Origin of the sequence: Microbacterium testaceum, assembly GCF_006539145.1 — a bacterium.
GTDB lineage: Bacteria > Actinomycetota > Actinomycetes > Actinomycetales > Microbacteriaceae > Microbacterium > Microbacterium testaceum.
In genome coordinates this window covers 67,187-90,582 of record NZ_BJML01000007.1, presented here as the reverse complement: position 1 = coordinate 90,582, position 23,396 = coordinate 67,187, and the positions used below count along the sequence as shown (strand labels likewise).

Genomic DNA, 23,396 nt, shown 5'->3' with positions numbered 1-23,396 from the left:
GCCGATTTCGGCCCCCGGGAACAGCAGGCGTTGAAAAAAAGCCTCGGATCAGTCTAGCCGACGTCGGACACCGGTCGTTGCACGGCATCGGCGACGGCCGATTCGGGCACTCGGTAGCTGCGACCGAAACGAACCGCGGGGAGTTCCCCCGCGTGCACGAGACGGTAGACCGTCATCTTCGATACGCGCATGAGTTCTGCGACCTCGGCGACCGTCAAGAACCGCACGTCCGGCAGCTCGGCCATCGCTCACCCCTCGTTCCGGGTGAACTCACCCTCCTGATGCTGACCACACTCTAGGGTCTGTCCGGGACGGCTGTAAACCTATGGGCCCACTGTGACGAATGTGATTCACGGATGCCGGGATTCCGGGCATCCGCGGGGCTCATCGCCCCGGGAGCTTGCGGAACGCGGTCGAGAAGGAGTGCTTCACCGACGCGGCGGCGCGGCCCACGACTTCGGCGGCATGCATCGCGGAATCGGGGAGGGCCGGCTCGTGCTCCTCGTCGATCGAGAAGAACGGCACGAGCCAGTCGTCCACCTCGTCGAGCGGGGCGACCGTGAGGCTGTAATAGCGATGCTGCCCTTCTTCGCGAACGGATACCAACTCGGCCTCACGCAGCACCTTGAGGTGCTTGGAGACGGTGGGTTGACTCACACCGAGGGCCGCGACGATCTGCGACACACTCGTCCCGCGTTCGCCGCCGGTCGCCCGGTCGAGGAGCAGCTGAAGGATGTCGCGACGCGTTCCGTCAGCGATCACGTCGAAGATGTCCGCCATGGCATCAGATTAGCGGCGCCCCGGCCCGAGTACCATGATTCGGGTTCGGGCACCGAAGGGAGCGGCGCATGGCGGCGACGCCGAACGAGGCTCGACGGGCTGCGCGGCTGCGTCGCATCGCCTACGAGGCATGGGATCGTCTGCGCAACCTGACGACCGCTTCACCCGCGCGATTCGCGGTGCTCGTGTTCGTCACGCTCATCGCGCTGTTCACCGTGCTGTTCTCGCTCCCCGCGGCGTCCGCAACCGGTGAACGCATCCCCTTCGCCGACGCCCTGTTCACCGCGGTGTCTACGATCTGCGTCACGGGACTGTCGACGCTGAACATGTACTCCGACTTCTCGCCCCTGGGCCGTGTCATCACCTATATCGGCGTCAACGTCGGCGCGCTGGGTGTCCTGACCCTCGCTTCGATCCTCGGCCTGGTCATCTCGAAGCGGCTGGGGCTGCGCGCCAAGCTCATCGCCGCGGGCGACAGCAACCCCCTCCGGGTCCACGGCGGTCCGGTCAACGAGGGTCAGACCGTACGCCTCGGCGAGGTCGGCCAGCTTCTTCGCACGGTGGCGCTGTCGACGCTCGTGATCGAAGCGGGACTCACCGTCCTCATCTACCCCTCGCTGGTGATCGGGGGGATCAATCCCTTCGTGGCTCTGTGGGAGGCTCCGTACTACGCGGCGATGGCGTTCACGAATACGGGATTCGTCCCGAATCCCGACGGGCTGACGCCCTTCGCGCAGGACTACTTCCTCCTCTCGGTGCTGATGGCGGGCGTGTTCCTGGGATCCATCGGTTTCCCGGTGATCTTCACACTGTGGCGGCACTATTGGCGTTTCCGCCTGTGGTCCCTGCACGCGAAGCTCACGATCATCACGACGGTGATCCTGTTCTTCGCCGGAGCCGGGGTCATTCTGCTGCTGGAATACGACAACCCCCTCACATTCGGGAGCATGGATGCGTGGGACACCACGTTCCAGGCGTTCTTCCTCTCCGCCATGACGCGCTCCGGCGGGTTCAGCGTGATCAACATCGGCGATCTCAACGGCGCGACCCTCATCGTGGGCTCGATGCTGATGTTCGTCGGGGGCGGTTCCGCCTCCACCGCGGGCGGCATCAAGGTCACGACGCTCGCCGTGCTCGCCCTCGCGGTGTTCTCCGAGGCGAAGGGGCGCCCGTCGGTCCAGGCGTTCGGTCGCCGTATCCCCAGCGACGTCCAGCGCGTCGCCCTCTCGGTCGTCGCGTGGGGCGCGACGATCGTCGCCCTTTCGACCGTCACGATCAGCCGCATCACCGACGCCCCCATCGAGCACGTTCTGTTCGACGTGGTCTCGGCGTTCGCGACCGTCGGCCTGTCGACGGGCCTCACCGCCGAGCTCCCCGAAGCCGCGAAGTACGTGATGGCGGCCACGATGTTCATGGGGCGCATTGGTACAGTGACACTCGCTGCGGCAGTGGCTGCGTCGTCCCGGTCGCAGCTGTACGCGCTCCCCGTGGAAAGGCCCATCGTTGGTTGAACGCATCCGCAGTGACGCGCCCGTCCTGGTGATCGGGCTCGGCCGCTTCGGCGCCGCCTGCGCCGGGGAGCTCGACCGTCTCGATCGCGAGGTCCTGGCCGTCGACGGAAATCTCGAGCTCGTGCAGAAGTGGTCGGAACGCGTCACGCACGCCGTCCAGGCGGACGCCCGCAACATCGATGCCCTGCGCCAGATCGGCGCCCAGGACTTCCAGGTCGCGGTCGTGGCCGTGGGCTCGCTCATCGAGGCCTCCGTGCTCATCACCGCCAACCTCGTCGACCTCAAGGTGCCGCAGATCTGGGCGAAGGCCGTCTCGCAGTCGCACGGCAAGATCCTCGCCCGCGTCGGCGCCAACCACGTCATCTACCCCGAGGCCGAGGCCGGCGAGCGTGTGGCCCACCTGGTCAGCGGCCGCATGCTCGACTTCATCCGTTTCGACGACGACTTCGTGCTCGCCAAGATGTACCCACCCAAGCTCGTGCGCGGGGTGGGACTCAACGAGTCCGGCGTGCGGTCGAAGTACAACGTGACGGTGGTGGGCGTGAAGAGTCCCGGCCGGCCGTTCCGCTACGCCGAGGCCAACACGGTCGTCACCAACCACGACCTCATCATCGTGTCGGGGACGAACTCCGACATCGAGCGGTTCGCCTCGCTCGACCGCTGAGCGCCCGGCGCCGCACTCAGGCGTCGATGTCGAGCGTGACCTCGACCTCGTCGTCGACGCAGAGGCCCTCGGCATCCTGGAGCGCTTTCTTCACCGGAACGACGTAACCGCCGTCCTTCGGCCAGAGCGAGGTGGTCGTGGTCGTACGGCCGATCGTCACGGAGGCCGGGATCATCCCCCACCCGTACGTCACGACCGCGGCGACCTCGGCGATCATCGCGGCCTCGGCCTCGGGCACCGAGACGAAGTGGAACGGCGCGGGGCCGCGCCAGTACCAGATCGTCCCGGTGAACCGCAGGCGCATGGTCAGTTCCCCTCGGCGAGCTCCTTCGCCCGGGCGAGGGCGGCGTGGGCGGCGGTGGTGAACGTGTCGTCGAGGCGGGCATCCTGCAAGACGGCCACGGCGCGCTCGGTGGTGCCCTTCGGGCTGGTGACACGGCGTCGGAGTTCGGCGGGATCCACATCGGCGGATGCCAGGAGCGCGGTCGCCCCGATGAAGGTCTGCTCCGCGAGCAGACGCGCCTGATCGTCATCGAAGCCCATCCGCACGGCCGCCCGCGTGAACTCCTCGACCAGGAGGAAGACATAGGCGGGGCCGGAGCCCGAGATGGTCGAGAGGGCGTCGATCTGCGACTCGGGGATTTCCAGGACCGACCCCACGGTCTCGAAGAGCGCTCGGACCAGGGCGACGTCATCGGCGGTCGCGGCGGACCCCGCGGCGAGACCGGTGACGCCCTTGCCGACGAGCGAGGGGGTGTTGGGCATGGAACGCAGCGTGGCGACGCCCTCGCCGAGGTGCGCGGCGAACGTGTCGAGGGTGACGCCCGCGGCGAGGCTCACCACGATCGCACCGGGTCGCAGGTGCGGGGCGATCTCGTCGAGCAGGTCGGGCACCATGGCGGGCTTGACACCCACGAGCACGATGTCGGCGGCGGCCACCGCATCGGTGTTGCCCGCCGGATTCACCTCGAGAGCGACGCTGGTCACCCCGTCGAGGTCGGCGAGCTCAGCGGCCTTCGCGATCGAACGGTTGGTCGCCGTCACCCCTCCCCCGGCGAGGCCGGACGCGACGAGGCCGTGGAGGATCGCGCCTCCCATGGAACCGGCTCCGAGGATCGCGATCGGGGGCAGCGAGGTCGTGGCATCCGTCATGCGAGCCAGTCTACGAACCGGGCTCGGCCGGCGGGGCAAGTCTGAGTGCGACTGATGGGGGCGCGCGTTAGAGTCGGAAAACGGTGTGCCGGAGCACCGGCGAGCGACACGGAGGACTAGCGATGACTCTCTTCGACGGCATCACCGCCCGCCTGGTCGAGACCGACCGGCTGGGGGTGAACGTGCTCGAGCGCGTCGGCGACAGCCCCGCCACCTCTCCCGAGCACACGGTCGTCTTCGTGCACGGTCACGTCGCGTCCTCGCTGTTCTGGCAGGAGATCATGCAGGACCTGCCGAGCGAACTCCGCGTCCTCGCCGTCGACCTACGCGGCTTCGGTCGGACCGAGCACAGCCCGATCGACGCCACCCGCGGCGTGCGCGACTTCAGCGACGATCTGCACGCGACGCTCGAGGCCCTCGGCATCCCGGCCGCTCACCTCGTCGGCTGGTCGATGGGCGGTGCCGTCGTGCAGCAGTACGCGCTCGATCACCCCGTTCTCTCTCTCACGCTGCAGTCACCCGTATCGCCCTACGGCTTCGGCGGCACGCGGCGCGACGGTTCGCGCCTGAACGACGAGGGCGCGGGTACCGGAGCGGGGGCCGCGAACCCCGACTTCATCCAGAGACTCATCGACCACGACACGACCGCTGAGGCCCCGACCTCGCCGCGCTCCGTCTTCCGCTCGGGCTACGTCGCCGCGGGCTACCAGAGCGAGCACGAGGACGTGTGGGTCGAGGCGATGCTGTCGACCTCGACGGCCACCGGCAATTACCCGGGCGATTCCATCGCCACCTCGACCTGGCCGGGCTTCGCCCCCGGCACGACCGGTGTGCTCAACGCGCTTGCCCCGACCTACTTCGATGTCTCGGGAATCGTGGACCTCGCCGACAAGCCCCCGATCCTGTGGATCCACGGCACCGCCGACGCGATCGTGTCGGACGCGTCGTTCTCGGACGTCAATCACCTGGGTGCGCTCGGGGTGGTTCCCGACTGGCCCGGCGCCGACGTCGCCCCCGCGCAGCCCATGGTCTCGCAGACGCGGGATGTGCTCGCCGCTTACGCCGAGAAGGGCGGTGAGGTCACCGAGGTGTCCGTCGAGGGAGCCGGGCACTCCGTGCACCTCGAGCGACCGGCGCAGTTCCGCCAGGCGCTGCTGACGCACATCGGCTACGTCGGTCGGCCCGCCGACCCGGCGCCGCCGACCGAGGCGATCATTCTGCGTTCCGCCGACTGACCCTTCCCCCATCCCGCCCCCGGAGGCCCCCGTGGAGTACTGCCTGTTCACCGAGCCCCAGCAGGGCTTTTCCTACGACGACCAGCTCGCCTTCGCGCGTTCGGCGGAGCAGCACGGCCTCGACGGCTTCTTCCGCTCGGACCACTACCTGCGCATGGGCGACGGCGACCCGCGTCCCGGCCCTACCGATGCGTGGACGACCCTCGCCGGCCTCGCACGCGAGACCTCTCGCATCCGCCTGGGCACGCTCGTGTCGTCGGTGACCTACCGCTTCCCGGCGATCCTCGCGATCCAGGTCGCGCAGGTCGACGCCATGTCGGGCGGACGCGTCGAGCTGGGCCTCGGTACCGGCTGGTTCGAGCGCGAGCACGCGGCCTACGGCATCCCCTTCCCGGCGAAGCGCTTCGACCTGCTCGAGGAGCAGCTCCAGGTCGTGACGGGTCTCTGGTCGACTCCGGATGCCGAGACCTTCACGTTCCGCGGGAAGCACTACACGCTCGACGCAGCGCCGGCGCTGCCGAAGCCGGTGCAATCGCCGGTGCCCGTGATCGTGGGAGGCGGCGGACCGAAGCGCACCCCCGCTCTCGCCGCGAGATACGCCACGGAATACAACATCGGTTTCGTCGCGGAAGACGTCGTGGCCGAGAAGTTCGCGGTCGTGCGCGCCGCGTGCGAGGCAGTCGGCCGCGACCCGCAGACGCTCAAACTCTCGGTCGCCCTGCCGACCATCGTCGGGTCGGACGACGCGCAGATCGCGCGCAGGGCCGAGGCGATCGGCCGCACGCGCGAGCAGTTCGACGACGGCGCGAACATCATCGGCACGCCCGAGCAGGTCGCCGAGAAGGTCGAACGACTGCGGGCCCTCGGCGCCGAGCGGGTGTACTTCCAGCTCATGGACCTGCGCGACGTGGATCATGCCGATCAGATCGGGGGCGAGGTCCTTCCCCTGCTCCCGCGCTGAGCGATCAGCGGCGATCCTCGAAGAACGCCCGGAGCTGCGCGGCGGCCCGATCCTCCTCGACGCCGCCGACCACCTCGACGCGGTGAGGAAGACGCCGATCACGCAGGACATCGTAAAGAGACCCTGCGGCCCCTGCCTTGGCATCCCACGATCCGAAGACGACACGCCCGATGCGTGCCTGGAGGATCGCCCCCGCGCACATCACGCACGGCTCGAGGGTGACGACCAGCGTGGAGTCGGTCAGGTGCCACGAGCCCAGGTGGCGGGCGGCCTCGCGCAACGCCACGACCTCGGCGTGTGCGGTGGGGTCCCCCGTCACCTCGCGGAGGTTGCGTCCCTCGCCGATGATGCGACCGGTGGCGTCGACGACGACGGCGCCCACCGGAACGTCCCCGCCGGCAGCGGCGACGTCGGCGAGTTCGAACGCCCGCCGCATCGCGGCGAGGTCGACGGTGGTGGGCGTCACGGGGACTCCGGAAATCGGGGGCGGTGGCGTGCGGGTGGAGCGGTTAGCCTTGAGCCTATGCGTGTCCACGTCGCCGATCACCCGCTCATCACCCACAAGCTCACGGTGCTGCGTGACGTGCAGACCTCGTCTCCGGTCTTCCGCCAGCTCACCGAGGAGCTCGTGACGCTCCTCGCCTACGAGGCGACCCGCAACGTACGCGTCGACCCGGTCGAGATCCAGACCCCGGTCACCACGACCACGGGCGTGAAGATCAGCGAGCCCCGCCCGATCGTCGTGCCGATCCTGCGTGCCGGCCTCGGCATGCTCGAGGGCATGGTGAAGCTCCTCCCCACCGCCGAGGTCGGCTTCCTCGGCATGGTGCGCGACGAAGAGACCTTCGAGCCGACGACCTACGCCGAGCGCCTGCCCGACGACCTCAGCGACCGCCAGTGCTTCGTGCTCGACCCCATGCTCGCGACCGGCGGCTCGCTCGGCGCGGCCATCAAGTTCCTCTTCGCGCGTGGCGCGCAGGACGTCACCGCGATCTGCCTGCTGGGCGCGCCCGAGGGCGTCGCGGCGATCGAGAAGCAGGTCGAGGGCCACGACGTCACCCTCGTGCTCGGTGCCGTCGACGAGCGCCTCAACGAGAAGGGCTACATCGTGCCCGGTCTCGGTGACGCGGGCGACCGCCTCTACGGCACGGCCTGATCGCCCACCAGTCGAGCGAATCCACTGAGCCGCGCGACCCCCTCGGGGGTCCGCGGTAGATCGTCGAGCAGGGCCGGCGAGTACACCACGTAGGCGGCTTGCATCGCGCGCGAGATCGCGACGTTGATGCGGTTTCGCAGCAGCAGGAACTCCAGCCCGCGCGGCGCCTCCCGGCCCGATGACGCGGCGAGCGTCAGGATCGCGACGACCGCCTCCTTGCCCTGGAACCGATCGACCGTACCGACCGGCACGTCGGCGAAGCCCGCGGCGGCCAGAGCTTCTTCGACGGCGACCTGCTGAGCGTTGTACGGGGTGATGACGATGATGTCGTCTGCCCGCAGCGCGCGGGGTTCGAGCACGGCGGCGGAATCTCCGGCTCCCCCCTCGGCGCCCGTCCACTCGCGTCCGACGAGTTCGGACACCACGCGCGCGACCTCGGCGGCCTCTTCGTGCGAGAACGTCGAGTTGCCACTGTGCCGCACCGGAACGACGTGCAGGCCGGGCTCGACGCCGTCGAGACGACGCAGGGCGGTGGAGGGGTGCGCAGCGAGACGCCCCTCGTACGACAGCCGTGACACCGGCTCGGCGATGGCGGGATGCATGCGGCGCGTGCGGGCGAGGAAGTAGCCGAACTCCTCCGGCACGACCTCGGCGCCGTCGATGATCCAGCCGAGGGCCGAGGTGTCGACGGGCTCGGGGTGCGTGCCCTGGCTCACCTGCGGCAGCTGCTGCGGGTCGCCCAGCAGAAGCAGACGCTGCGCCGCGAGCGACACGGCGATCGTGGAGGCGAGCGAGAACTGTCCTGCCTCGTCGATGACGAGGAGGTCGAGACTCCCGCGCGGGATGCGCGCCTCGTGGCTGAAGTCCCACGCGGTCCCCCCGACGACGAAGCCGGTCGAGACGTTCTCGGCGGTGAACGCCGCGACGCCGTTCTTGGGAAGCACGGTGAAGGCATGCGGAGCGCCCGGGTCTTTCGGAGCCTTTCCGACCCGGGATGCCGGCACACCGGCCGCGATCACCTGATCGAGCATGTGCTCGATGGTCGCGTGGGATTGCGCCACGACCCCGATGCGATATCCGCGCTCGGCGACCAGGCGTGCGATCACGTGCGAACCCACGTAGGTCTTTCCCGTACCGGGAGGGCCCTGGACGGCGAGGTAGCTGCGATCGAGGTCGGCGACGCTGCGAGCGATGGCGGTGACCTCGTCGTCGCCGGTTGCTCCGTCGACGCTCGTGACCGGCGAGAGAGACCCCGACAGCGTGCGCGGAGGGATGCGGCGCAGGATGTCGGCGGCGGCTCCCTCGGGGATGCGCGGAGCGGCCGCGAGGACCGCATCGGCCCACGCGTCGATCGCCTTCTGCTGATTGCCCGCGCGCGGAGGCGCGGGCGGGGTGAGCGCGAGCGGCAGATCGTCCCAGGTCGCGCCGTCGGCGGCGGTCTCTTCGACGATGGCCCCGTCGTCGAGCACCTCGCGCACGGTGACCCGGCGCGCGCCGTGGATCCATCGAGGGCGCGTCTCGAGCGGAAAGGGCGCGGGAAGGTCGTAGACCGCGTAGGGCTCGCCGTCGACGCTGAGGCGCGTTCCGGGGGCGACCTCACCGCGGAGCTCGACGAGGCGACGCTGCGATCCGCGGCCCGACTCCGGGAAATGCCAGTCTTCGACCACGCGCGAGCGCTCAGCGTCGATCACGACGACATCGCGGGTCTCCTCCCACACCGAGAGCGGTTCGCGCAGACGCAGGAAGTGCGTCGCCCAGTAGGTCTTCTCTTCGCGGGGGTAGTAGTCGATGGCGGCCGCAGCGAGGCGGAGCGCGGTCGCGTCCGCTCCGATCGCACCGGGGTCGGCGGGACGGGGGTCGGCGGCACCGGGAGCGGTCGCCTCGGCCGCCCACCTCTGCAGAGCGGTCGCTCGGGGGGACGGTTCGTAGACCTGCTCGTCGGGCTCAGCCCCGGGCGAGGGCACGGCACCCGACTCCCGAGCGCGATCGACGAGCCAGTCACGCAAGCGCCGCGTCGAGACGCAGTCGTAGCGGTTGTAGTCGGCGAGGTCGTCGAGCACGTGCTGTGCGGCGACCGAATCGCCGTCGGCGGCGAGCGCACGGGCCTCGACGTACTTCACGATCGAGTCGTCGCCGCGCTGCACGTCGCTCGTACGCACCTCGTCGCCCATGTAAAGGGGCTCGAGCTTCTTGATCGAGTACGAACGGGACCCCACCCGCAGCGCCCTCCGGACGACGGGGTACAGATCGACGAAGACACCGTCGCGCAGAAGCCGATCGACGTCGGCCTCGCGGACACCGTATCGGGCGGCCATCGCGAGCAGGTGCGTCGGTTCGTAGGGGGCGTAGTGGTAGATGTGCATGCCCGGGTACTGCTGGCGGCGCAGCGCGACCATGTCGAGGAAACGCTCGAGCGCGACCCGCTCTTCGTCGAAGGTGTGCGCCCAGAGGGCTCCATAGCTCTCTCGGGTGTCGACCCACCCGAAGAGGTAGTCGATGCCCCAGTGCGTGCCGACACCCTCGGTGTAGAGCGGATCGCCCTCGAAATCGAAGAAGAGGTCGCCGTGGTCGGGCCGAGGCAGCACGCCGAGCGACTTCGGCGCGACGACCTCGAACGTCGGCACGGCGTGAGCGGTCGCGTCAGCGCCCGGGACCCCGGCGGGGCTCTCGAGTTGCAGGCGCGCCTGTGTGCGCAGCGACGCGAAAGTGTCGGCGCTCATGGCCGCGGGCGGTGCGGACGCAGCCGCCAATCGGTCGATCGTCTCGATGCCACCCGCGCGCAGTCGATCGCGCTGGACGGGCCGCATGCCCGCGACGAGCAACAGGTCGCGGTGGGCGACGACCTCGAGCTCGCACGTGGCGCACCGGCCGCACGCGATGACGCCGAGATCGCCGCGCGAATCGCCCCACGCGATCACGGGACCGGCGACACCGAGGTCGACCCGGCGGTCGGCGATCAGGGCGCGCAGACGCTCGCGGCGCAGGCCGAAGACGGGGAGCAGATCGTCGACGCGATGCGTGCTCGTCGACCCGTCGCCGAGCAGCAGCTGCACCTCGTCGGAGCGCGGTACGCCGAGACGATCGAGCTGATCGACGTAGGCGGCGAGCTGCATGAGCGCCGTCACGCGCGCCCGGCGCGCGAGCTTGGTGTCTTGCACGATCCACCGGCGCGTTCCGTCGGACGACGTCTCCGGTTCACGCACGAGGAAGTCGGCGAACCCGACGAACTCGTCGGTGGCGAAAGCGGCCTGGTAGACCACCTCGACGGACGGGTCGGCGAGCGCCTCGTCGGTGAGGCGCACCGCCTCGGCGAGCGCCTCGGCATCGGACGATCGCGCCGCGGGGATCTCGCGCACCGCCGCGCCGAAGCGGGCGCGGTCGTCGGCGAGCACACGCAGTTCGTGCGCGGTCCCCAAGCGGGCCGCGCGCTCGAGGGTGGCGTCCTCGGGATCGTCGACGGGGGCGATACGCCCGATCTTCGCGTCGATGGCGCGCAGCCACGCGAACTCGCACTCCGCCGCCGCCTTGAGGTCGCTGGCGCTCCAGACGATCCGCCCGTTCTGCTCGATGTACCGCATGGTGTTCCACGCTAATCGGGGCCACCGACATCGGCTGCCGCCGGTCCACAGGCAGGTCGCTCCCGCAACCGGGCTGCACGGTGTCCGAGGGTGCTGACAGACTGAGGGGGTGATCACCGATCTGCCGTTCGAGAACGTGTACCGGCACGGGTTCGCGCGCGTCGCCGCGTGCACGATCCCCGTCGCGGTCGCAGACCCCGCCACGAACGCCGATGCCGTGCTCGACTCGGCGCGCGCCTGCGACGCCGAGGGGGTCGCCGTCGCGGTCTTCCCCGAGCTGTGTCTGACCGGCTATGCCATCGACGACCTCGTCATGCAGGATCCCCTCCTCGACGCCGTCGAGACGGCCCTCGAGCGCCTGGTGCTGGCATCCGCAGACCTCCTCCCGATGCTGCTCGTCGGGGCGCCGCTGCGCCACGGCAACCGCCTGTTCAACTGCGCGGTCATGATCCACCGCGGCCGAGTGCTGGGCGTCGCCCCGAAGGCGTATCTGCCCACCTACCGGGAGTTCTACGAGCATCGCTGGTACGCCCGCGGAGACGATCAGGCCGGCCAGCACATCCGCGTCGCGGGCGAGACCGTGCCGTTCGGCCCCGACCTCCTCTTCGAGGCGGTCGACGTGCCCGGTCTGACGGTGCACGCCGAGGTCTGCGAAGACGTGTGGGTACCGATCCCGCCCTCGTCCGGAGCAGCGCTGGCCGGGGCGACCGTGCTCGCGAACCTGTCGGGCAGCCCCATCACGATCGGGCGCGCCGACGACCGCAACCTGCTCTCGCAGTCGCAGTCGATGCGGTGCCTCGCCGCCTACGTCTACGCGGCCGCGGGCCAGGGCGAGTCGACCAACGACGTCTCGTGGGACGGCCAGACCATGATCTACGAGGGCGGGCAGTTGCTCGCCACGACCGAGCGTTTCCCCGACGGACCGCGGCGCAGTGTCGCCGACGTCGATCTCGACCGACTCCGTCAGGATCGCCTGCGTCAGGGCACGTTCGACGACAACCGCCGCACGACGGCCCCCGCGTTCCGCTCGGTGACGTTCGAGCTCGCCCCGCCCGCGATCGACCTCGGCCTGCGCCGCGCCGTCGATCGCTTCCCGTTCGTCCCCGACGACCCCGCCCGCCTCGCCCAGGACTGCTACGAGGCGTTCAACATCCAAGTGTCGGGCCTTGTGCAACGCCTGCAGGCGATCGGCAACCCGCGGCCCGTGCTCGGAGTGAGTGGCGGACTCGATTCCACGCACGCCCTGCTCGTCATCGCGCGCGCCATGGACCGGATGGGGCGTCCGCGCAGCGACATCCTCACCTACACGCTTCCCGGCTTCGCGACGAGCGAGAAGACCAAGGGCAACGCCATCGCGTTGGCGAAGGCGGTCGGCGCCTCGATCGAAGAGATCGACATCCGCCCCGCGGCGACCGAGATGCTCTCGCGCATGGGGCACCCTTTCGCTTCGGGACAACCCGTGCACGACGTCACCTTCGAGAACGTGCAGGCGGGCCTGCGCACCGACTACCTCTTCCGCCTCGCCAATCAGAACGGCGGGATCGTCGTCGGCACGGGCGATCTGTCGGAGATCGCGCTCGGGTGGTCCACCTACGGCGTGGGTGATCAGATGAGCCACTACTCGGTGAATCCCGGGGTGCCCAAGACGCTCATCCAGCACCTCATCCGGTGGGTGATCTCGTCGGGGGAGCTCAGCGACGACACCGTGCAGGTTCTGCAGGCCGTCCTCGACACCGAGATCAGCCCCGAGCTGGTTCCGGCGGGGCAGGACGGCCGGATGCAGTCCACCGAAGACCGCATCGGCCCCTACAACCTTCACGACTTCACGCTCTACCACGTGCTGCGGTTCGGCTTCCGACCGTCGAAGATCGCCTTCCTCGCGGCGCACGCCTGGCAGGATCCAGATGCCGGTGCCTGGCCTCCCGGCTACCCCAAGGGAGGGCGTCCGACGTACGACCTCGTCACGGTGGCGAAATGGCTCGAGGTGTTCCTCACGCGCTTCTTCGGGTTCGCGCAGTTCAAGCGCTCCGCGACTCCGAACGGGCCGAAGGTGTCGCCCGCGGGGTCGCTCTCGCCGCGCGGCGATTGGCGCGCCCCCTCGGACGGCAACGCGCGGGTGTGGCTCGCCGACCTGCACGCGGCCGTGCCGCAGGCCTTCCGCGGCGACTGAGTCACGGCATCCGGTCGCGGTCCTCTCGGCGCCTCGCGGCGCGGGTCACCACCCCATCGAGCCGGGGACGCCCTTGAACGGACCGGCGAGATCGCTCGTGACCCAGCCGCCGTAGAAGCCGCCCGGCTGGGGCTGGACCGTCTCGCCGCCCAGGACGACACGATCCATGGGGCCCGCGTAGACGGCGACGCGGTCTTCGAGCAGCTCGTACCCCGGCATGGGGTGCGGGTAATTCCAGGCTGCCCGAGGTGCGACCGCTCCCCCGCCGCCGTGCACGTCGAAGTATCGAGCGCCGCCCTTGAACTCGCAGAACGAGGCGCCCTCGCCGAGGGTCAGGGCATCGCCGAACGCGGCGATCGGCACGTAGTAGACGGGCGGGTGGCTGGTCTCGAGCACCCTCACGACGTCGTCCGTATCGGCGATGCGCACGCCGCCGAAATCGATCTGCACGCGCTTGCGAACGCGCTCCACCCGTGGAGGACGAGGGTAATCCCACACGGATTCCTGGCCGGGGAGGACGGGGTCGGGTACGGGGCGTGGCATGCGCCCACGGTACGCCGCGATCCGCATACTCGGGCGATTCCCCGCCTATCGGCTCAGGAGGCGCACAGCTTTTCGGTAGCCTGGAGCGGAGGGGGCACCGTGAGCGAACACCAGACCACGCCGGTCAGCCGGCGCTATCGCGTCTACCAGATCATCGGCATCGTGCTGGCTCTGCTCTTCCTCGCCCTCGGCGTCATCGCCTACCTCGCCGGCGGAGGACCCATCATCGCCGCCATCGCCGTCATCGGAGGTCTCGCCGTGCTCATCGTCTCGATCATCACGATGGTGCGCTCGTGAGCGCCCCCGAGACCCCGGGTGGCTCCGACGGGAAGAAGAAGTACCCCGCGGGCACCGTCGTCATCTGGATCGCCGGGGCGGGCATCGGCCTGTGGCTGCTCGTCAGCGGACTGATCGGCATCCTCTCCGGAGGCAGCTGAACCCGCGCGTCGCGGGAATGTCCTCGAGTCGTCGTCGTTGACCCTCACGTCAACGATTTCGATAGGAAGGGCATCATGACGCGTATCGGACGCAGCGACCTCGACATCCTCCCCCTCTCCCTGGGCGGTAACGTCTTCGGCTGGACCGCCGACCGCGAGACCTCGTTCGCGGTTCTCGACGCCTTCCACTCCGGGGGCGGGAACTTCATCGACACCGCCGACGCGTACAGCGCCTGGGTGCCCGGCAACTCGGGCGGTGAGAGCGAGACCCTCATCGGCGAGTGGCTGGCCTCCCGCAAGCCCGAGAACGTCGTCGTGGCCACGAAGGTCAGCCAGCACCCCGAGTTCCGTGGGCTGAGCGCGACGAACATCCGCGCCGCCGCGGAAGCCTCGCTCACGCGTCTCGGCGTCGACTCGATCGACCTGTACTACGCCCACTTCGACGACGCGGAGACGCCTCTCGAAGAGACCGTCGCCGGTTTCGCCGACCTCGTGCGCGACGGACTCGTGCGGTACGTGGCGGTATCGAACTACACCGCGGCGCGCATCCGCGAGTGGATCTCGTTGGCCGAAGCATCGGGAGCCGACCTCCCGGTCGCTGTCCAGCCGCACTACAACCTCGTGCACCGCACCGAGGTCGAGAGCGAGATCGTGCCCGTGGCCGAGCAGCACGGCATGTCACTCGTGCCCTATTACGCGCTCGCGAGCGGATTCCTCACCGGCAAGTACCGTTCGGCCGACACGAGGGGCGATTCACCCCGCGCGGAAGGCGCCGCGAAGCTGGCCACTCCGGCCGGACTGGCGCTGATCGACGCGCTCGAAGAGGTCGGCGACGCGCACGGTGCCTCGATCGCGACCACGGCCCTCGCGTGGCTGCGTGCCCAGCCGACCGTCGCCGCTCCCATCGCGAGCGCCTCGAAGGTGGAGCAGGTCGCGGACCTTCTCGCCAGCGCCTCTCTCGAGCTGACGGCCGACGAGGTCGCGCACCTGTCGTCGGTGTCGGAGGCCGCCCAGGGCTGAGGAGGGCGGGATGCGCGGGTACAGCCCACGCCTTTGCTCCCTCGACCTAGGAACGCCCGCCGTACGGGGATCCGCGTGCAGCGTGTTCCCCCCCTACGGCGGGCGTTCCTCGCGGTGGGACTCGCTGCGTCGACACCCGCAGTGGGCGAGAATGAGGACGTGAAGCTCCTCGTTGCCGCCCATGCGTCCGAACTGATCGCCTTCGAGGCGGAGATCCCCGGTTTCGAGCGTCTGCTCACCGGCGTCGGAAAGATCCCCGCCGCCTACGCGCTCACGCGGGCTCTGTGCGAGGGAGACTACGACGAAATCGTGGTCGTCGGCACGGCGGGAGCGATCGACGATGACGTCGAGGGCGGTATCTACGACATCGCTGCAGCGATCCAGCACGACGTGAAGGGCCTGGACGGCACATTCGGAGAGCATGTGTCGCTTCCGTCCCGCGTCGAGACCGGCTCCGAAGGCATGGTCATCGCGACCGGAGACCACTTCGTCGACGACGCAGAAGCCGTGCGCCTCATTCGCGGCCTCGGTGCCCGCCTGGTCGACATGGAGTCGTACGCGTTGATCTGGGTCGCGCAGCAGTTCGGCGTGCCCATCCGCATCCTGCGCGCCGTCTCGGACCGGGCACAGGACGGCGCCACCGAACTGTGGGACGACGTCGTCGAACGGTGCAGCCACGAGTTGCGCGCCGAAATCCGCGCCCGCTACGGCGTCTGATTCCGCTCCGGGGATCGCGCGCGCCTAGGGTGTCTGCGACCCCGATCGCGCGCGACCCGCGAGATCGGTGACGCCGACGACGAGCGCGAGCGCGAGGAAGATGCCCACCGTGATCATGCCCGACGCGTAGGCATCGTGGTAGAGCACGGCCGCGTCGTCGACGCTGGCCTGCTCGCGATAGACCGTCGCATAGAACAGAGCGAGGGCGATGGCCGTGCCGACCGCGGTGCCGATGCGTTGCCCCAGTTGCCCCACGGATCCCGCGACACCGCCGCTCTTCACGGGGATCTCGGCGAGGGTGAGCGTCTGGTTGGGCGAGATGACGAGACCGCCCGCAAAGCCGCCGAAGGTCATGACGGCGGCCATCGCCCACGGGGTCCATTCCGGGGGCGTGAAGAGAGCGGCCAGGACGAGGCCCCCGGCGGTGACGACCATGCCCACAATGCCCCAGACCACCAGCGGGCGCCCGAGTCTGGTGACGAGGTTTCCGCCGATCCACGAACTCCACGCGGATGCGACGGCGAAACCGATCGTGACCATCCCGGCGAACACCGGCTCGAGGCCCAGACCGCCCTGCAGGAAGAGCGTCCCGAGCAGGAACATGGCGGGGACCGCGGAGAAATAAGCGGTCGAGATGAGCACGCCGTTGCGATACGACGAGAACGAGAAGATCGCGAACGGCATGAGCGGCATCCGTCCCCGCTCTGCATAGCGGCGCTCCCAGAACACGAACCCCGCGGCGAAGATCACGGACGCCACCAGGAACCACCAACGGTGCGGGTTGTCGTCCGGGCTCCCCGTGGTGAACAGGAACGGCCACATGAGCGACAGGATCGTCAGCGCGAAGAGCACCACACCGACCGGATCGAGATCGAGCTTGCGGTGCGACCTGGTCCGCGTGTCGGGTAACAGCCACGCCGCCAGGGCGATGACGATGGCGACGAGCGGGACGTTGATCCAGAAGATGAGGCGCCAGCCGTCGGTGTCTCCGCCCAGGGCGATGAGCAGACCGCCCAGTGTGGGGCCGAAGGCCGTCGCGATGCCGATCGTCGCACCGAACAGGCCGAACGCGCGGCCTCGCTCCTTGCCCTGGAACAGCTGCTGCACGAGACCGAGAACCTGAGGCATCTGAATGCCGGCGGCGACGCCCTGCAGCAGGCGCGCGACGAGGAGCACGGTCGTGTTCGGGGCGAGAGCGCACGCCAGGCTCGTGACGAGGAACAGCGAGAGCCCGACGAGGAACAGCATGCGTCGCGAACGGAGATCTCCCAAGCGTCCGGCCGGGACGAGCACCAGCCCGAAGGTGAGGATGTATCCCGAGACCACGAGCTGCAGCTCGGTCGGACCGGCATTCAGCGCCGCCTCTATCGAGGGGAGCGCGACGTTGACCTTGGTGAGGTCGAGGATCGTCAACGCGGCGACCGCGACCGCCACCCAGTAGGCGCGCCACCGGTGCTTCGGTGACAGCACGATGTCGCGGGTGGGGGGATGGGCGGAATCCGTGGGCGCGGAAGATGGAGGAGTCATCGCTGCCGACGGTACTCCGGGGCTCGGACACCCGATCCGGGGTTGCGCGCCGGGGCGCGATGACCTCGGGACGAACGCGTCAGTCGGCGTCTCGGCGCGCGAAGACCGCGCGCAGCACGAAGAAGACGATGAGCGCGACGACCGCGACGGCGAGGAGGCGGAAGACGAACGCGATGAGCGAGAACAGGATGTTCACCAGAACCCACGCGATGATCACGGCGACGACGACGCCGAGGATGGTCCACAGGGTGCTCTTGCGCATATGCCCAGCCTAGAGCGGAAGGCTGGCAGATGACCCGGCCCGGGCTTCTCCCCCCCTGGGCCTGCCGTCCGGCGAAGCGGCCCCTCTCAGGCCATCAGCGCCGGGGCGTCCTGTCGGATCACGCTCGGTCCCCTGGGCGTGGCCGTGACGTGCAGCTGCGCGGGGAGCTGGTCTTTCATCGCCGCGACGTGGCTGATGACGCCGACCGTTCGCCCACCCTGCCGCAGTTCGTCGAGAGTCCGCATGGCGAGGTCGAGCGTGTCGTCGTCGAGCGAGCCGAAGCCCTCATCGATGAAGAGCGTATCGAGCCGGATGCCGCCCGCTCGCGCCGTCACCACCTCGGCGAGGCCGAGGGCCAGCGCGAGGGAGGTGAGGAACGTCTCACCGCCCGACAGCGACTGCGGGGGCCGGCTCTGCCCCGTGAACGCGTCGACCACCTCGAGCCCGAGTCCGCTCGCCGCTCCGCGGGCGGCCAGGGCGTCGGTGTGCTGAAGACGGTAGCGACCGGACGACATGTCGTCGAGGCGCAGGTTGGCCGCTGCCACGATCTCTTCGAGCTCGGCGGCGAGCACGAAGGTCTCGAGGGTCATGCGACGTGTGTTCGGCGCACGCCCGGCGACGGTATCGGCAAGTCGAGCGATGACGGCGTGCTCGTCGGAAAGCGCCGCCACAGCCGCGTGAGCGTCGTCGGCGCGCTGGGCGAGCCCTCTCAGCCGATCCGCGAGAACCCGAGCGGACGAATGCGCAGCGGTGGTCTGCTGGACGACCTCGCGGGCGCGGGCGACGGCCTCGGCGTACGGGGCGGGGTCGACGGGGTCATCGGGTGCATCGACGAGGAGGAGCTCGAGCTCGAGCAGCCGTTGGCGAACCGAGGCTCTCGCCGCATCGTGTTCGGCGATGGCGGTATCGAGGCGACGGCGATCGGCTGCCGGCCGGAGCGCCCGGATCACGGCGTCGACGTCGGCGAAGGAGCTCTCGCCCACGCGCGACGCGACCGTGTCCGCCGCCTCGAGCTCGTGCGCGGCCGCCGCCTCGACCGCGTCTCTTGCCGCGACCAGCTCGCGCACCGCATCTTGCCGGGAACGCAGATCGCTCTGGCGAGCGGTCACGCTGTCGAAGTCTCCCCGCGCGGCGGCCACCTCGCTACGCAGACCCGTCACCCTCTGCTCGGCCAGAGCGAGATCCTGTCGCGTGCTCGCGAGCCTGCTCGTAAATGCGTCGATACGCGAGGCGACCGCCGCATCGAGGTCGACCACGCGCGCCCGTTCCGCGTGGAGGCTCTCGCGCTCGGCGACCTCGGCCGAGGCCGCCGCGAGCGCCTCATCGGCCCGAGCCAACCTCTCCTCGAGGGCTTCGACGCTTTCTCCCCCAGCCAGGGCTGCGGCGAGCGCGTGAGCGTCACGCGCGACGCGAGCAGCGTCGGAGGCGAGTCGGTCCTGCTCGACCGCCGCGTTCTTGCGGTCTTCTGCGGCGGTGATCTCGTCATCGGTCACGGGCTCTTCGTCGCCGCGAGCGGGAGCGGGGTGCTCCCGTGCACCGCACACGGCACACGGCTCTCCGTCGACGAGGTCATGGGCCAGCTCGACGGCCGCGCCTGCGAGTCGGCGACGCAGGAGGCTGGTCCACGAGTCGACGGCGCGCTGTACCTCGTCGGCGCGCACCAGGGATGCGAGATCGGCCTGATCGCGTTCGTCTTGCAGCTGCGCCGCACGGCGCGCGGCCTGCACGCGGCGAACCAGGTCGTCGCGTGCGCTCGTCGCGGTGGTCTTGCGGGTCTCGGCGCCGGCGAGCTGTTCGAGGCGCTCGTCGAGAGCACGCAGGGCCTCGGGAACCTCGGCTCGTCCCTCGACGAGAGCATCGCGATCGGCGGCGGTCCGGGCGACCAGGGTCGTGAGCCGATCGAGCTCAGCCTCGAGGACGTCGAGCTCGGCTTCGGCGCTCAGGGCGGACTGTCCCCGCGCGAGCAGCGCGGTGAGCTCGTCGTCGCGGGCGACGAGAACGGCCCGATCGAGGGCGGCTCCGCCGGGAGGGGCGGGGTTCGCCGTCGTGTCCGTCGAGGGTCCGACGGCGGCGCCCGCGCTACGCGGTTCCCCGAGCAGACCGGCCTTCTCTTTCGCCGTGTCGGCGGCGTCCACGGCGGATGCGAGCGCCTTCCGTGCGATCTCGGCCGCATCGATCGCGGCCCGCATCGTCTCGGCCTCGGCCGCGCAGCGCGACTCCTCGCGCGCGGCGGTGATGCGCGCGTCGTCCGCCTCGAGAACCGCCAGACGGTCCCGCAGTCGCGATCGATCCTGCTGGCGTTCATGGAGCGTGGCCGCTTCCCGCTGAGCGGCCAGGGCCCGATCGAGTCGCGCATCGCTGTCGTCGCGCTCTCGCGCGGCGGTCTCGACGCGATAGTCGGTGCGTTCCACGGCTCGAACGACGAGGGCCAGCCGTTCGCTCACGCTGACGGGTGCACCTGCCGGGGTCTCGACGACCTCGGCGGCGGCGAGGTCGTCTTCGGGATCGAGTTCGCCGGCAAGACGCTCCGCCTCGTCGAGAAGCGTCGTCACCTCGACGCCCTCGGCAGCGAGACGTTGCGCCGCGCTCTTGCGACGCTCGTCGAGGTCGGCCGCGTACTGCTCGAAGGAGCGCGTCCCGAACAGCGTTCGCAGCAGGCTCAGGCGCTCGTCGTTCTTGGCGAGCAGGAACCGTGCGAACCGGTTTTGCGCGAGCAGGATGACCTGCAGGAACTGCTGCTGGGTCAGGCCCAGGATCTCGTCGAGGCGCGCGGCGACGTCGACGGGCCGTGCGGCCACTCCGGTCCAGCCCTCGGGGGCGAGGATCTCGAGGAGGGCGCGGTGCGGTTCCTTCGTCGTCCCCCCACCGCGCCGTTTCGGACGTTCGAACTCGGGCGAGCGGGTGATGCGCCACCGCTCCCCCTCCGCGCTGAACTCGAGCGTGACGCGCGTGGGGTCGTCGGGTCGGCAGTGGTCGCTGCGCAACCGGCGGTCAGCGCCGTCGTATCGCGGCACGCCTCCGTAGAGGGCGTAGCAGACACCGTCGAGCACGCTCGATTTACCGGCGCCCGTGCGCCCCGTGATGAGGAAGATGCCGTCTGGCGTGAACGCGTCGAAGTCGACCGTCTGCGCCTCGAGGAACGGACCGAACCCTTCGAGGACGAGGCTGTGGAGTTTCATGCGTTCGCCTCCGCGACGGACCGCGCGTCGAGCACGTCACGGATGAGCGCACGTTCGGCTTCGGACGCCCCCTCTCCTTCACGGACGTGAGCAAGGAACGTATCGACGATCTCGGCGTCGTCGCGTGCGGCGCGCACACGTCGCGCGTACCCGGCGCCGTCGTCGGCTTGCGTCTCGGCGGGCAGATGGACCACCGTCGCGCACCAGGGGAAGCGCGACTGCAGTCGCCGCATCGGATCGGGCTGAGGCGTGGAATCGGTGTACTCGGCGCGCACCCAGTGCTCGTCGTGGCCTGCGAAGCGCTCGTCGGTGAGCAGCTCGTCGAGGCGGGCGCGAAGCGTCACGAGCGGACGGGGCACCGGCAGATCGAGCCAGGTCACGTCGGCCAGCCCCTCGGCGTCGAGGTCGACCAGCCACGAACCACGGGGTTTTCCTGCCTCGCCGAAGCTGTAGTGCACCGGGGCGCCGGCGTAACGGACGCGATCGGACAACTGCTGACGACCGTGGATGTGGCCGAGGGCGACGTAGTCGGGCCCGTCGAACGCGGGGAGCGGGACGACGTCGAGGCCGCCCTGTCGGATCTCGCGTTCGACTCCCGGGGTGGCATCGACCCCCGCGGCGAAGCAGTGCGCCGCGACCACCGAACGCCCGCCGCGTTCGCCGAGGTCGGCGCGGACGAGGTCGAGCGCGTGCTGCATCGTCTGCGCCTGGCTGCGCAGCTCGACGCCGTCCCAGAGGTGGCGAACGATGGCGGGCTCGAGGTACGGGATGCCGTAGATGTGCACGGGACCGTCCTCGTCGTCGACGGTCACCGGGGTGCCGACGGAACGGGGATCGGTGACGACCGTGATCTCCTTCCGAAGGAGAGCGGACTGGAAACCGAGGCGGGCGGCGGAATCGTGGTTGCCGCTCGTGACGACGACCCGTGCGCCGGCATCGGCGAGCGCCGCCAAAGTGGACGAGAGGACCGGGTAGCAGGCCGCGGAGGGGGCGGCGGAGTCGAAGACGTCGCCCGCGACGATCACCACGTCGACCGCATGCTCGCGGACCTGCGTGACGAGGGCTTCGAGGACGCTGCCCAGTGCGTCGAGCGTCGAGTGCCCGTGGAAGGAGCGCCCGATGTGCCAGTCGGAGGTGTGCAGGATCCGCATGCAGACACGGTACGTCGCCCCTCCGACATCGGCTCGCAGCAAACGCCCGACCACGCTCCCCGCAGACGCGAAAACGCCCCACCGCCGGGTGTTCCCGGGGCGAGGCGCTATCGCTGGGTCAGGAGCCGGCGACCTCGGCGGCCAGTGCCCGGATACGGTCGTCGCCCAGGTCGAGACCGATGTCGAGGAAGCGCTGGCGCAGCACGTCGGCGATCCGCTCCTCGCTCTTGTCCCCGACGTCGGCACGCGTCTGCACGACGACGCCCTGGATACGGGCAGTGTCGTCGGTCGCATGCATGTCCATCGCCGGTTCCGACTGCTCGTCGGGGTGCGAGAGCTTGCGGTCCTGGTGGACAGCGCCGCCCACCGAGTCCGCCGCGTCGGCGCCGCCGCCGGGGCCGCTGCTGGGCTGGGGCGCCCGGGTGTCATCCGACATGTCAGTCCTCCGTGCTCAGATCGGGGTCGATGCCCTGGCTGGCGGCATCCCCCTCGATGGGGTCCGAGGGCTCCGCGTCGTTCAGTCGCGGCGAGCCCTTCGCGTGCTCGTTCTGTTCTGCGGTCTCGCCGTCTGCGACGGCGCCACTCTCCCAGCCACCGGCGGGGTCGGCGTCGATGACGCCCTCGGGCAGGTCGCGGTCGTCTGTCATGACTTCCCCTTTCTCCGGGTACAGCTTCGTCTCGCCGGCATCCGACCGGGCAGGGGTTGACGACCGCTCACGGGCTGCGTAGGCGCCGGACTCAGCCCGCGGGGCGCTGGTGCAGCAGGCCCGCGCGCTCGGGGTGCGACTCGAACCACTCCCCCACGTACCAGCAGACGGGCAAGATCTCACGGTCGCCCGCCGCCTCGATCGCATCGACCGCCCGCTCGGTGATCACGGCCGCGTACCCGTGGCCGCGGAAGGTGGGGATGGTGAACGCGCGCGTGAGAGCGACGGTGCGTCCGTCGTCGCGGTAGTCGAGCACGGAGACGAGGTCGTCTCCGTTGTGCAGGGTGTAGCGGGACGCGGTCTTATCGTCGGCGAAAAGCAGATCGGCCATGGTCGAGAGGCTACGCCGATGACGACCCCCCGGCTCTGTTCGCGCAGATTGCACGGTCCGAGGCCCCAGGAAGCCACCCGATCTGAGCAGGATGCTCCATACTCGAGCACCTCGTGCGATTTGACGAAGTCCGACGTCCTGCGTCATAATCCCCCCATGACTCTCAACGCGCGTTCTCTGTCCGCCCGGGAGGCGAACAGGACTGCCGGCATGATGATGCCCGGCCGCGTTGCGATGTGTTGTCGAATGTGCCGCTAACAGCGACCCTCGCTCGGACCACCTCGGTTTCTGAACACCGACGTTGTCTCCGGTCGT

Annotated in this window: 24 protein-coding genes; 10 read left to right on the top strand and 14 right to left on the bottom strand. The window is 69.8% G+C overall.

What is annotated here, in order from left to right; all coding sequences use genetic code 11:
• Nucleotides 1–53: 53 nt before the first annotated feature.
• Nucleotides 54–245 (bottom strand): helix-turn-helix domain-containing protein, encoded by a 192-nt coding sequence (locus MTE01_RS11275; protein ID WP_103205849.1) that lies wholly within the window; start codon nucleotides 243–245, stop codon nucleotides 54–56.
• Nucleotides 246–384: 139 nt separating this feature from the next.
• The gene (locus MTE01_RS11270; RefSeq protein ID WP_141377550.1) at nucleotides 385–780 is read right to left on the bottom strand and encodes an ArsR/SmtB family transcription factor; all 396 of its coding nucleotides are present in this window, start codon (nucleotides 778–780) and stop codon (nucleotides 385–387) included.
• A gap of 68 nt (nucleotides 781–848) precedes the next feature.
• On the opposite strand from MTE01_RS11270, the gene MTE01_RS11265 reads away from it, so the two are divergent.
• Both MTE01_RS11265 and MTE01_RS11260 read left to right on the top strand, forming a co-directional pair.
• Nucleotides 849–2,291, top strand: a complete 1,443-nt coding sequence (locus tag MTE01_RS11265; protein ID WP_141377548.1) for a TrkH family potassium uptake protein — start codon at nucleotides 849–851, stop codon at nucleotides 2,289–2,291.
• On the top strand, nucleotides 2,284–2,955 hold the full coding sequence (locus tag MTE01_RS11260; protein WP_056224009.1) for a potassium channel family protein: 672 nt from the start codon (nucleotides 2,284–2,286) through the stop codon (nucleotides 2,953–2,955). The genes MTE01_RS11265 and MTE01_RS11260 overlap by 8 nt, the downstream gene beginning before the upstream one ends.
• Nucleotides 2,956–2,971: 16 nt before the next feature.
• On the opposite strand, the gene MTE01_RS11255 is transcribed toward MTE01_RS11260, so the two are convergent.
• Together MTE01_RS11255 and proC are read right to left on the bottom strand one after the other, a co-directional pair.
• On the bottom strand, nucleotides 2,972–3,259 hold the full coding sequence (locus MTE01_RS11255) for a DUF1905 domain-containing protein (protein ID WP_103205846.1): 288 nt from the start codon (nucleotides 3,257–3,259) through the stop codon (nucleotides 2,972–2,974).
• A 2-nt stretch (nucleotides 3,260–3,261) separates the two neighbouring features.
• The gene (proC, locus tag MTE01_RS11250) at nucleotides 3,262–4,107 is read right to left on the bottom strand and encodes a pyrroline-5-carboxylate reductase (protein ID WP_116239298.1); all 846 of its coding nucleotides are present in this window, start codon (nucleotides 4,105–4,107) and stop codon (nucleotides 3,262–3,264) included.
• 122 nt (nucleotides 4,108–4,229) lie between these two features.
• On the opposite strand from proC, the gene MTE01_RS11245 reads away from it, so the two are divergent.
• A complete protein-coding gene (locus MTE01_RS11245) occupies nucleotides 4,230–5,342 on the top strand; it encodes an alpha/beta hydrolase (protein ID WP_103205844.1) in 1,113 nt (370 codons plus the stop codon).
• Nucleotides 5,343–5,373: 31 nt separating this feature from the next.
• The gene (locus MTE01_RS11240) at nucleotides 5,374–6,303 is read left to right on the top strand and encodes an LLM class F420-dependent oxidoreductase (RefSeq protein ID WP_141377546.1); all 930 of its coding nucleotides are present in this window, start codon (nucleotides 5,374–5,376) and stop codon (nucleotides 6,301–6,303) included.
• 4 nt (nucleotides 6,304–6,307) lie between these two features.
• Here MTE01_RS11240 and tadA read toward each other — a convergent pair whose 3' ends face one another.
• Nucleotides 6,308–6,739 carry a tRNA adenosine(34) deaminase TadA gene (gene tadA / locus MTE01_RS11235; protein ID WP_141377713.1) on the bottom strand — a complete coding sequence of 144 codons (432 nt, stop codon included), beginning with the start codon at nucleotides 6,737–6,739 and terminating at the stop codon, nucleotides 6,308–6,310.
• A gap of 87 nt (nucleotides 6,740–6,826) precedes the next feature.
• On the opposite strand from tadA, the gene upp reads away from it, so the two are divergent.
• Complete coding sequence (upp, locus tag MTE01_RS11230; protein ID WP_103205842.1) at nucleotides 6,827–7,459, top strand: uracil phosphoribosyltransferase; 633 nt, start codon at nucleotides 6,827–6,829, stop codon at nucleotides 7,457–7,459.
• On the opposite strand, the gene MTE01_RS11225 is transcribed toward upp, so the two are convergent.
• Nucleotides 7,444–11,037, bottom strand: coding sequence for a TM0106 family RecB-like putative nuclease (locus MTE01_RS11225; RefSeq protein ID WP_141377544.1), 3,594 nt, complete (start codon nucleotides 11,035–11,037; stop codon nucleotides 7,444–7,446). The two genes, upp and MTE01_RS11225, sit on opposite strands and share 16 nt — an antisense overlap.
• A gap of 109 nt (nucleotides 11,038–11,146) precedes the next feature.
• Between MTE01_RS11225 and MTE01_RS11220 the strand changes: the two genes are divergently transcribed.
• A complete protein-coding gene (locus MTE01_RS11220; RefSeq protein WP_141377542.1) occupies nucleotides 11,147–13,207 on the top strand; it encodes an NAD(+) synthase in 2,061 nt (686 codons plus the stop codon).
• A gap of 45 nt (nucleotides 13,208–13,252) precedes the next feature.
• Here the strand turns inward: MTE01_RS11220 and MTE01_RS11215 are convergent, their stop codons facing one another.
• A complete protein-coding gene (locus tag MTE01_RS11215; RefSeq protein WP_116239300.1) occupies nucleotides 13,253–13,750 on the bottom strand; it encodes a DUF427 domain-containing protein in 498 nt (165 codons plus the stop codon).
• 99 nt (nucleotides 13,751–13,849) lie between these two features.
• Here MTE01_RS11215 and MTE01_RS17090 point away from each other — a divergent pair, with 99 nt between their 5' ends.
• From MTE01_RS17090 to MTE01_RS11200, 4 genes are all read left to right on the top strand, one after another.
• The gene (locus MTE01_RS17090) at nucleotides 13,850–14,047 is read left to right on the top strand and encodes a hypothetical protein (protein ID WP_103205839.1); all 198 of its coding nucleotides are present in this window, start codon (nucleotides 13,850–13,852) and stop codon (nucleotides 14,045–14,047) included.
• Nucleotides 14,044–14,187, top strand: a complete 144-nt coding sequence (locus MTE01_RS17085) for a hypothetical protein (RefSeq protein WP_170210685.1) — start codon at nucleotides 14,044–14,046, stop codon at nucleotides 14,185–14,187. The genes MTE01_RS17090 and MTE01_RS17085 overlap by 4 nt, the downstream gene beginning before the upstream one ends.
• A 75-nt stretch (nucleotides 14,188–14,262) precedes the next feature.
• Nucleotides 14,263–15,207 carry an aldo/keto reductase gene (locus tag MTE01_RS11205; RefSeq protein WP_141377540.1) on the top strand — a complete coding sequence of 315 codons (945 nt, stop codon included), beginning with the start codon at nucleotides 14,263–14,265 and terminating at the stop codon, nucleotides 15,205–15,207.
• A 159-nt stretch (nucleotides 15,208–15,366) separates the two neighbouring features.
• Nucleotides 15,367–15,924 carry a phosphorylase family protein gene (locus tag MTE01_RS11200; protein WP_103206406.1) on the top strand — a complete coding sequence of 186 codons (558 nt, stop codon included), beginning with the start codon at nucleotides 15,367–15,369 and terminating at the stop codon, nucleotides 15,922–15,924.
• A 24-nt stretch (nucleotides 15,925–15,948) separates the two neighbouring features.
• On the opposite strand, the gene MTE01_RS11195 is transcribed toward MTE01_RS11200, so the two are convergent.
• From MTE01_RS11195 to MTE01_RS11165, 7 genes are all read right to left on the bottom strand, one after another.
• Complete coding sequence (locus MTE01_RS11195; RefSeq protein WP_246078262.1) at nucleotides 15,949–17,451, bottom strand: MFS transporter; 1,503 nt, start codon at nucleotides 17,449–17,451, stop codon at nucleotides 15,949–15,951.
• 79 nt (nucleotides 17,452–17,530) lie between these two features.
• Nucleotides 17,531–17,713: a hypothetical protein gene (locus MTE01_RS11190; protein WP_103205837.1), complete on the bottom strand. Its 183-nt coding sequence runs from the start codon at nucleotides 17,711–17,713 to the stop codon at nucleotides 17,531–17,533.
• A gap of 86 nt (nucleotides 17,714–17,799) precedes the next feature.
• Nucleotides 17,800–20,892 (bottom strand): AAA family ATPase, encoded by a 3,093-nt coding sequence (locus MTE01_RS11185; protein WP_141377538.1) that lies wholly within the window; start codon nucleotides 20,890–20,892, stop codon nucleotides 17,800–17,802.
• Nucleotides 20,889–22,043, bottom strand: coding sequence for an exonuclease SbcCD subunit D (locus MTE01_RS11180; protein ID WP_103205835.1), 1,155 nt, complete (start codon nucleotides 22,041–22,043; stop codon nucleotides 20,889–20,891). Before MTE01_RS11180 ends, MTE01_RS11185 begins: the two co-directional genes overlap by 4 nt.
• 118 nt (nucleotides 22,044–22,161) lie before the next feature.
• Nucleotides 22,162–22,479: a hypothetical protein gene (locus tag MTE01_RS11175; protein ID WP_103205834.1), complete on the bottom strand. Its 318-nt coding sequence runs from the start codon at nucleotides 22,477–22,479 to the stop codon at nucleotides 22,162–22,164.
• A gap of 1 nt (nucleotide 22,480) precedes the next feature.
• Nucleotides 22,481–22,690, bottom strand: coding sequence for a hypothetical protein (locus MTE01_RS11170; protein ID WP_103205833.1), 210 nt, complete (start codon nucleotides 22,688–22,690; stop codon nucleotides 22,481–22,483).
• Nucleotides 22,691–22,781: 91 nt separating this feature from the next.
• Nucleotides 22,782–23,081: a GNAT family N-acetyltransferase gene (locus tag MTE01_RS11165; protein WP_116239305.1), complete on the bottom strand. Its 300-nt coding sequence runs from the start codon at nucleotides 23,079–23,081 to the stop codon at nucleotides 22,782–22,784.
• Nucleotides 23,082–23,396: the final 315 nt, after the last annotated feature.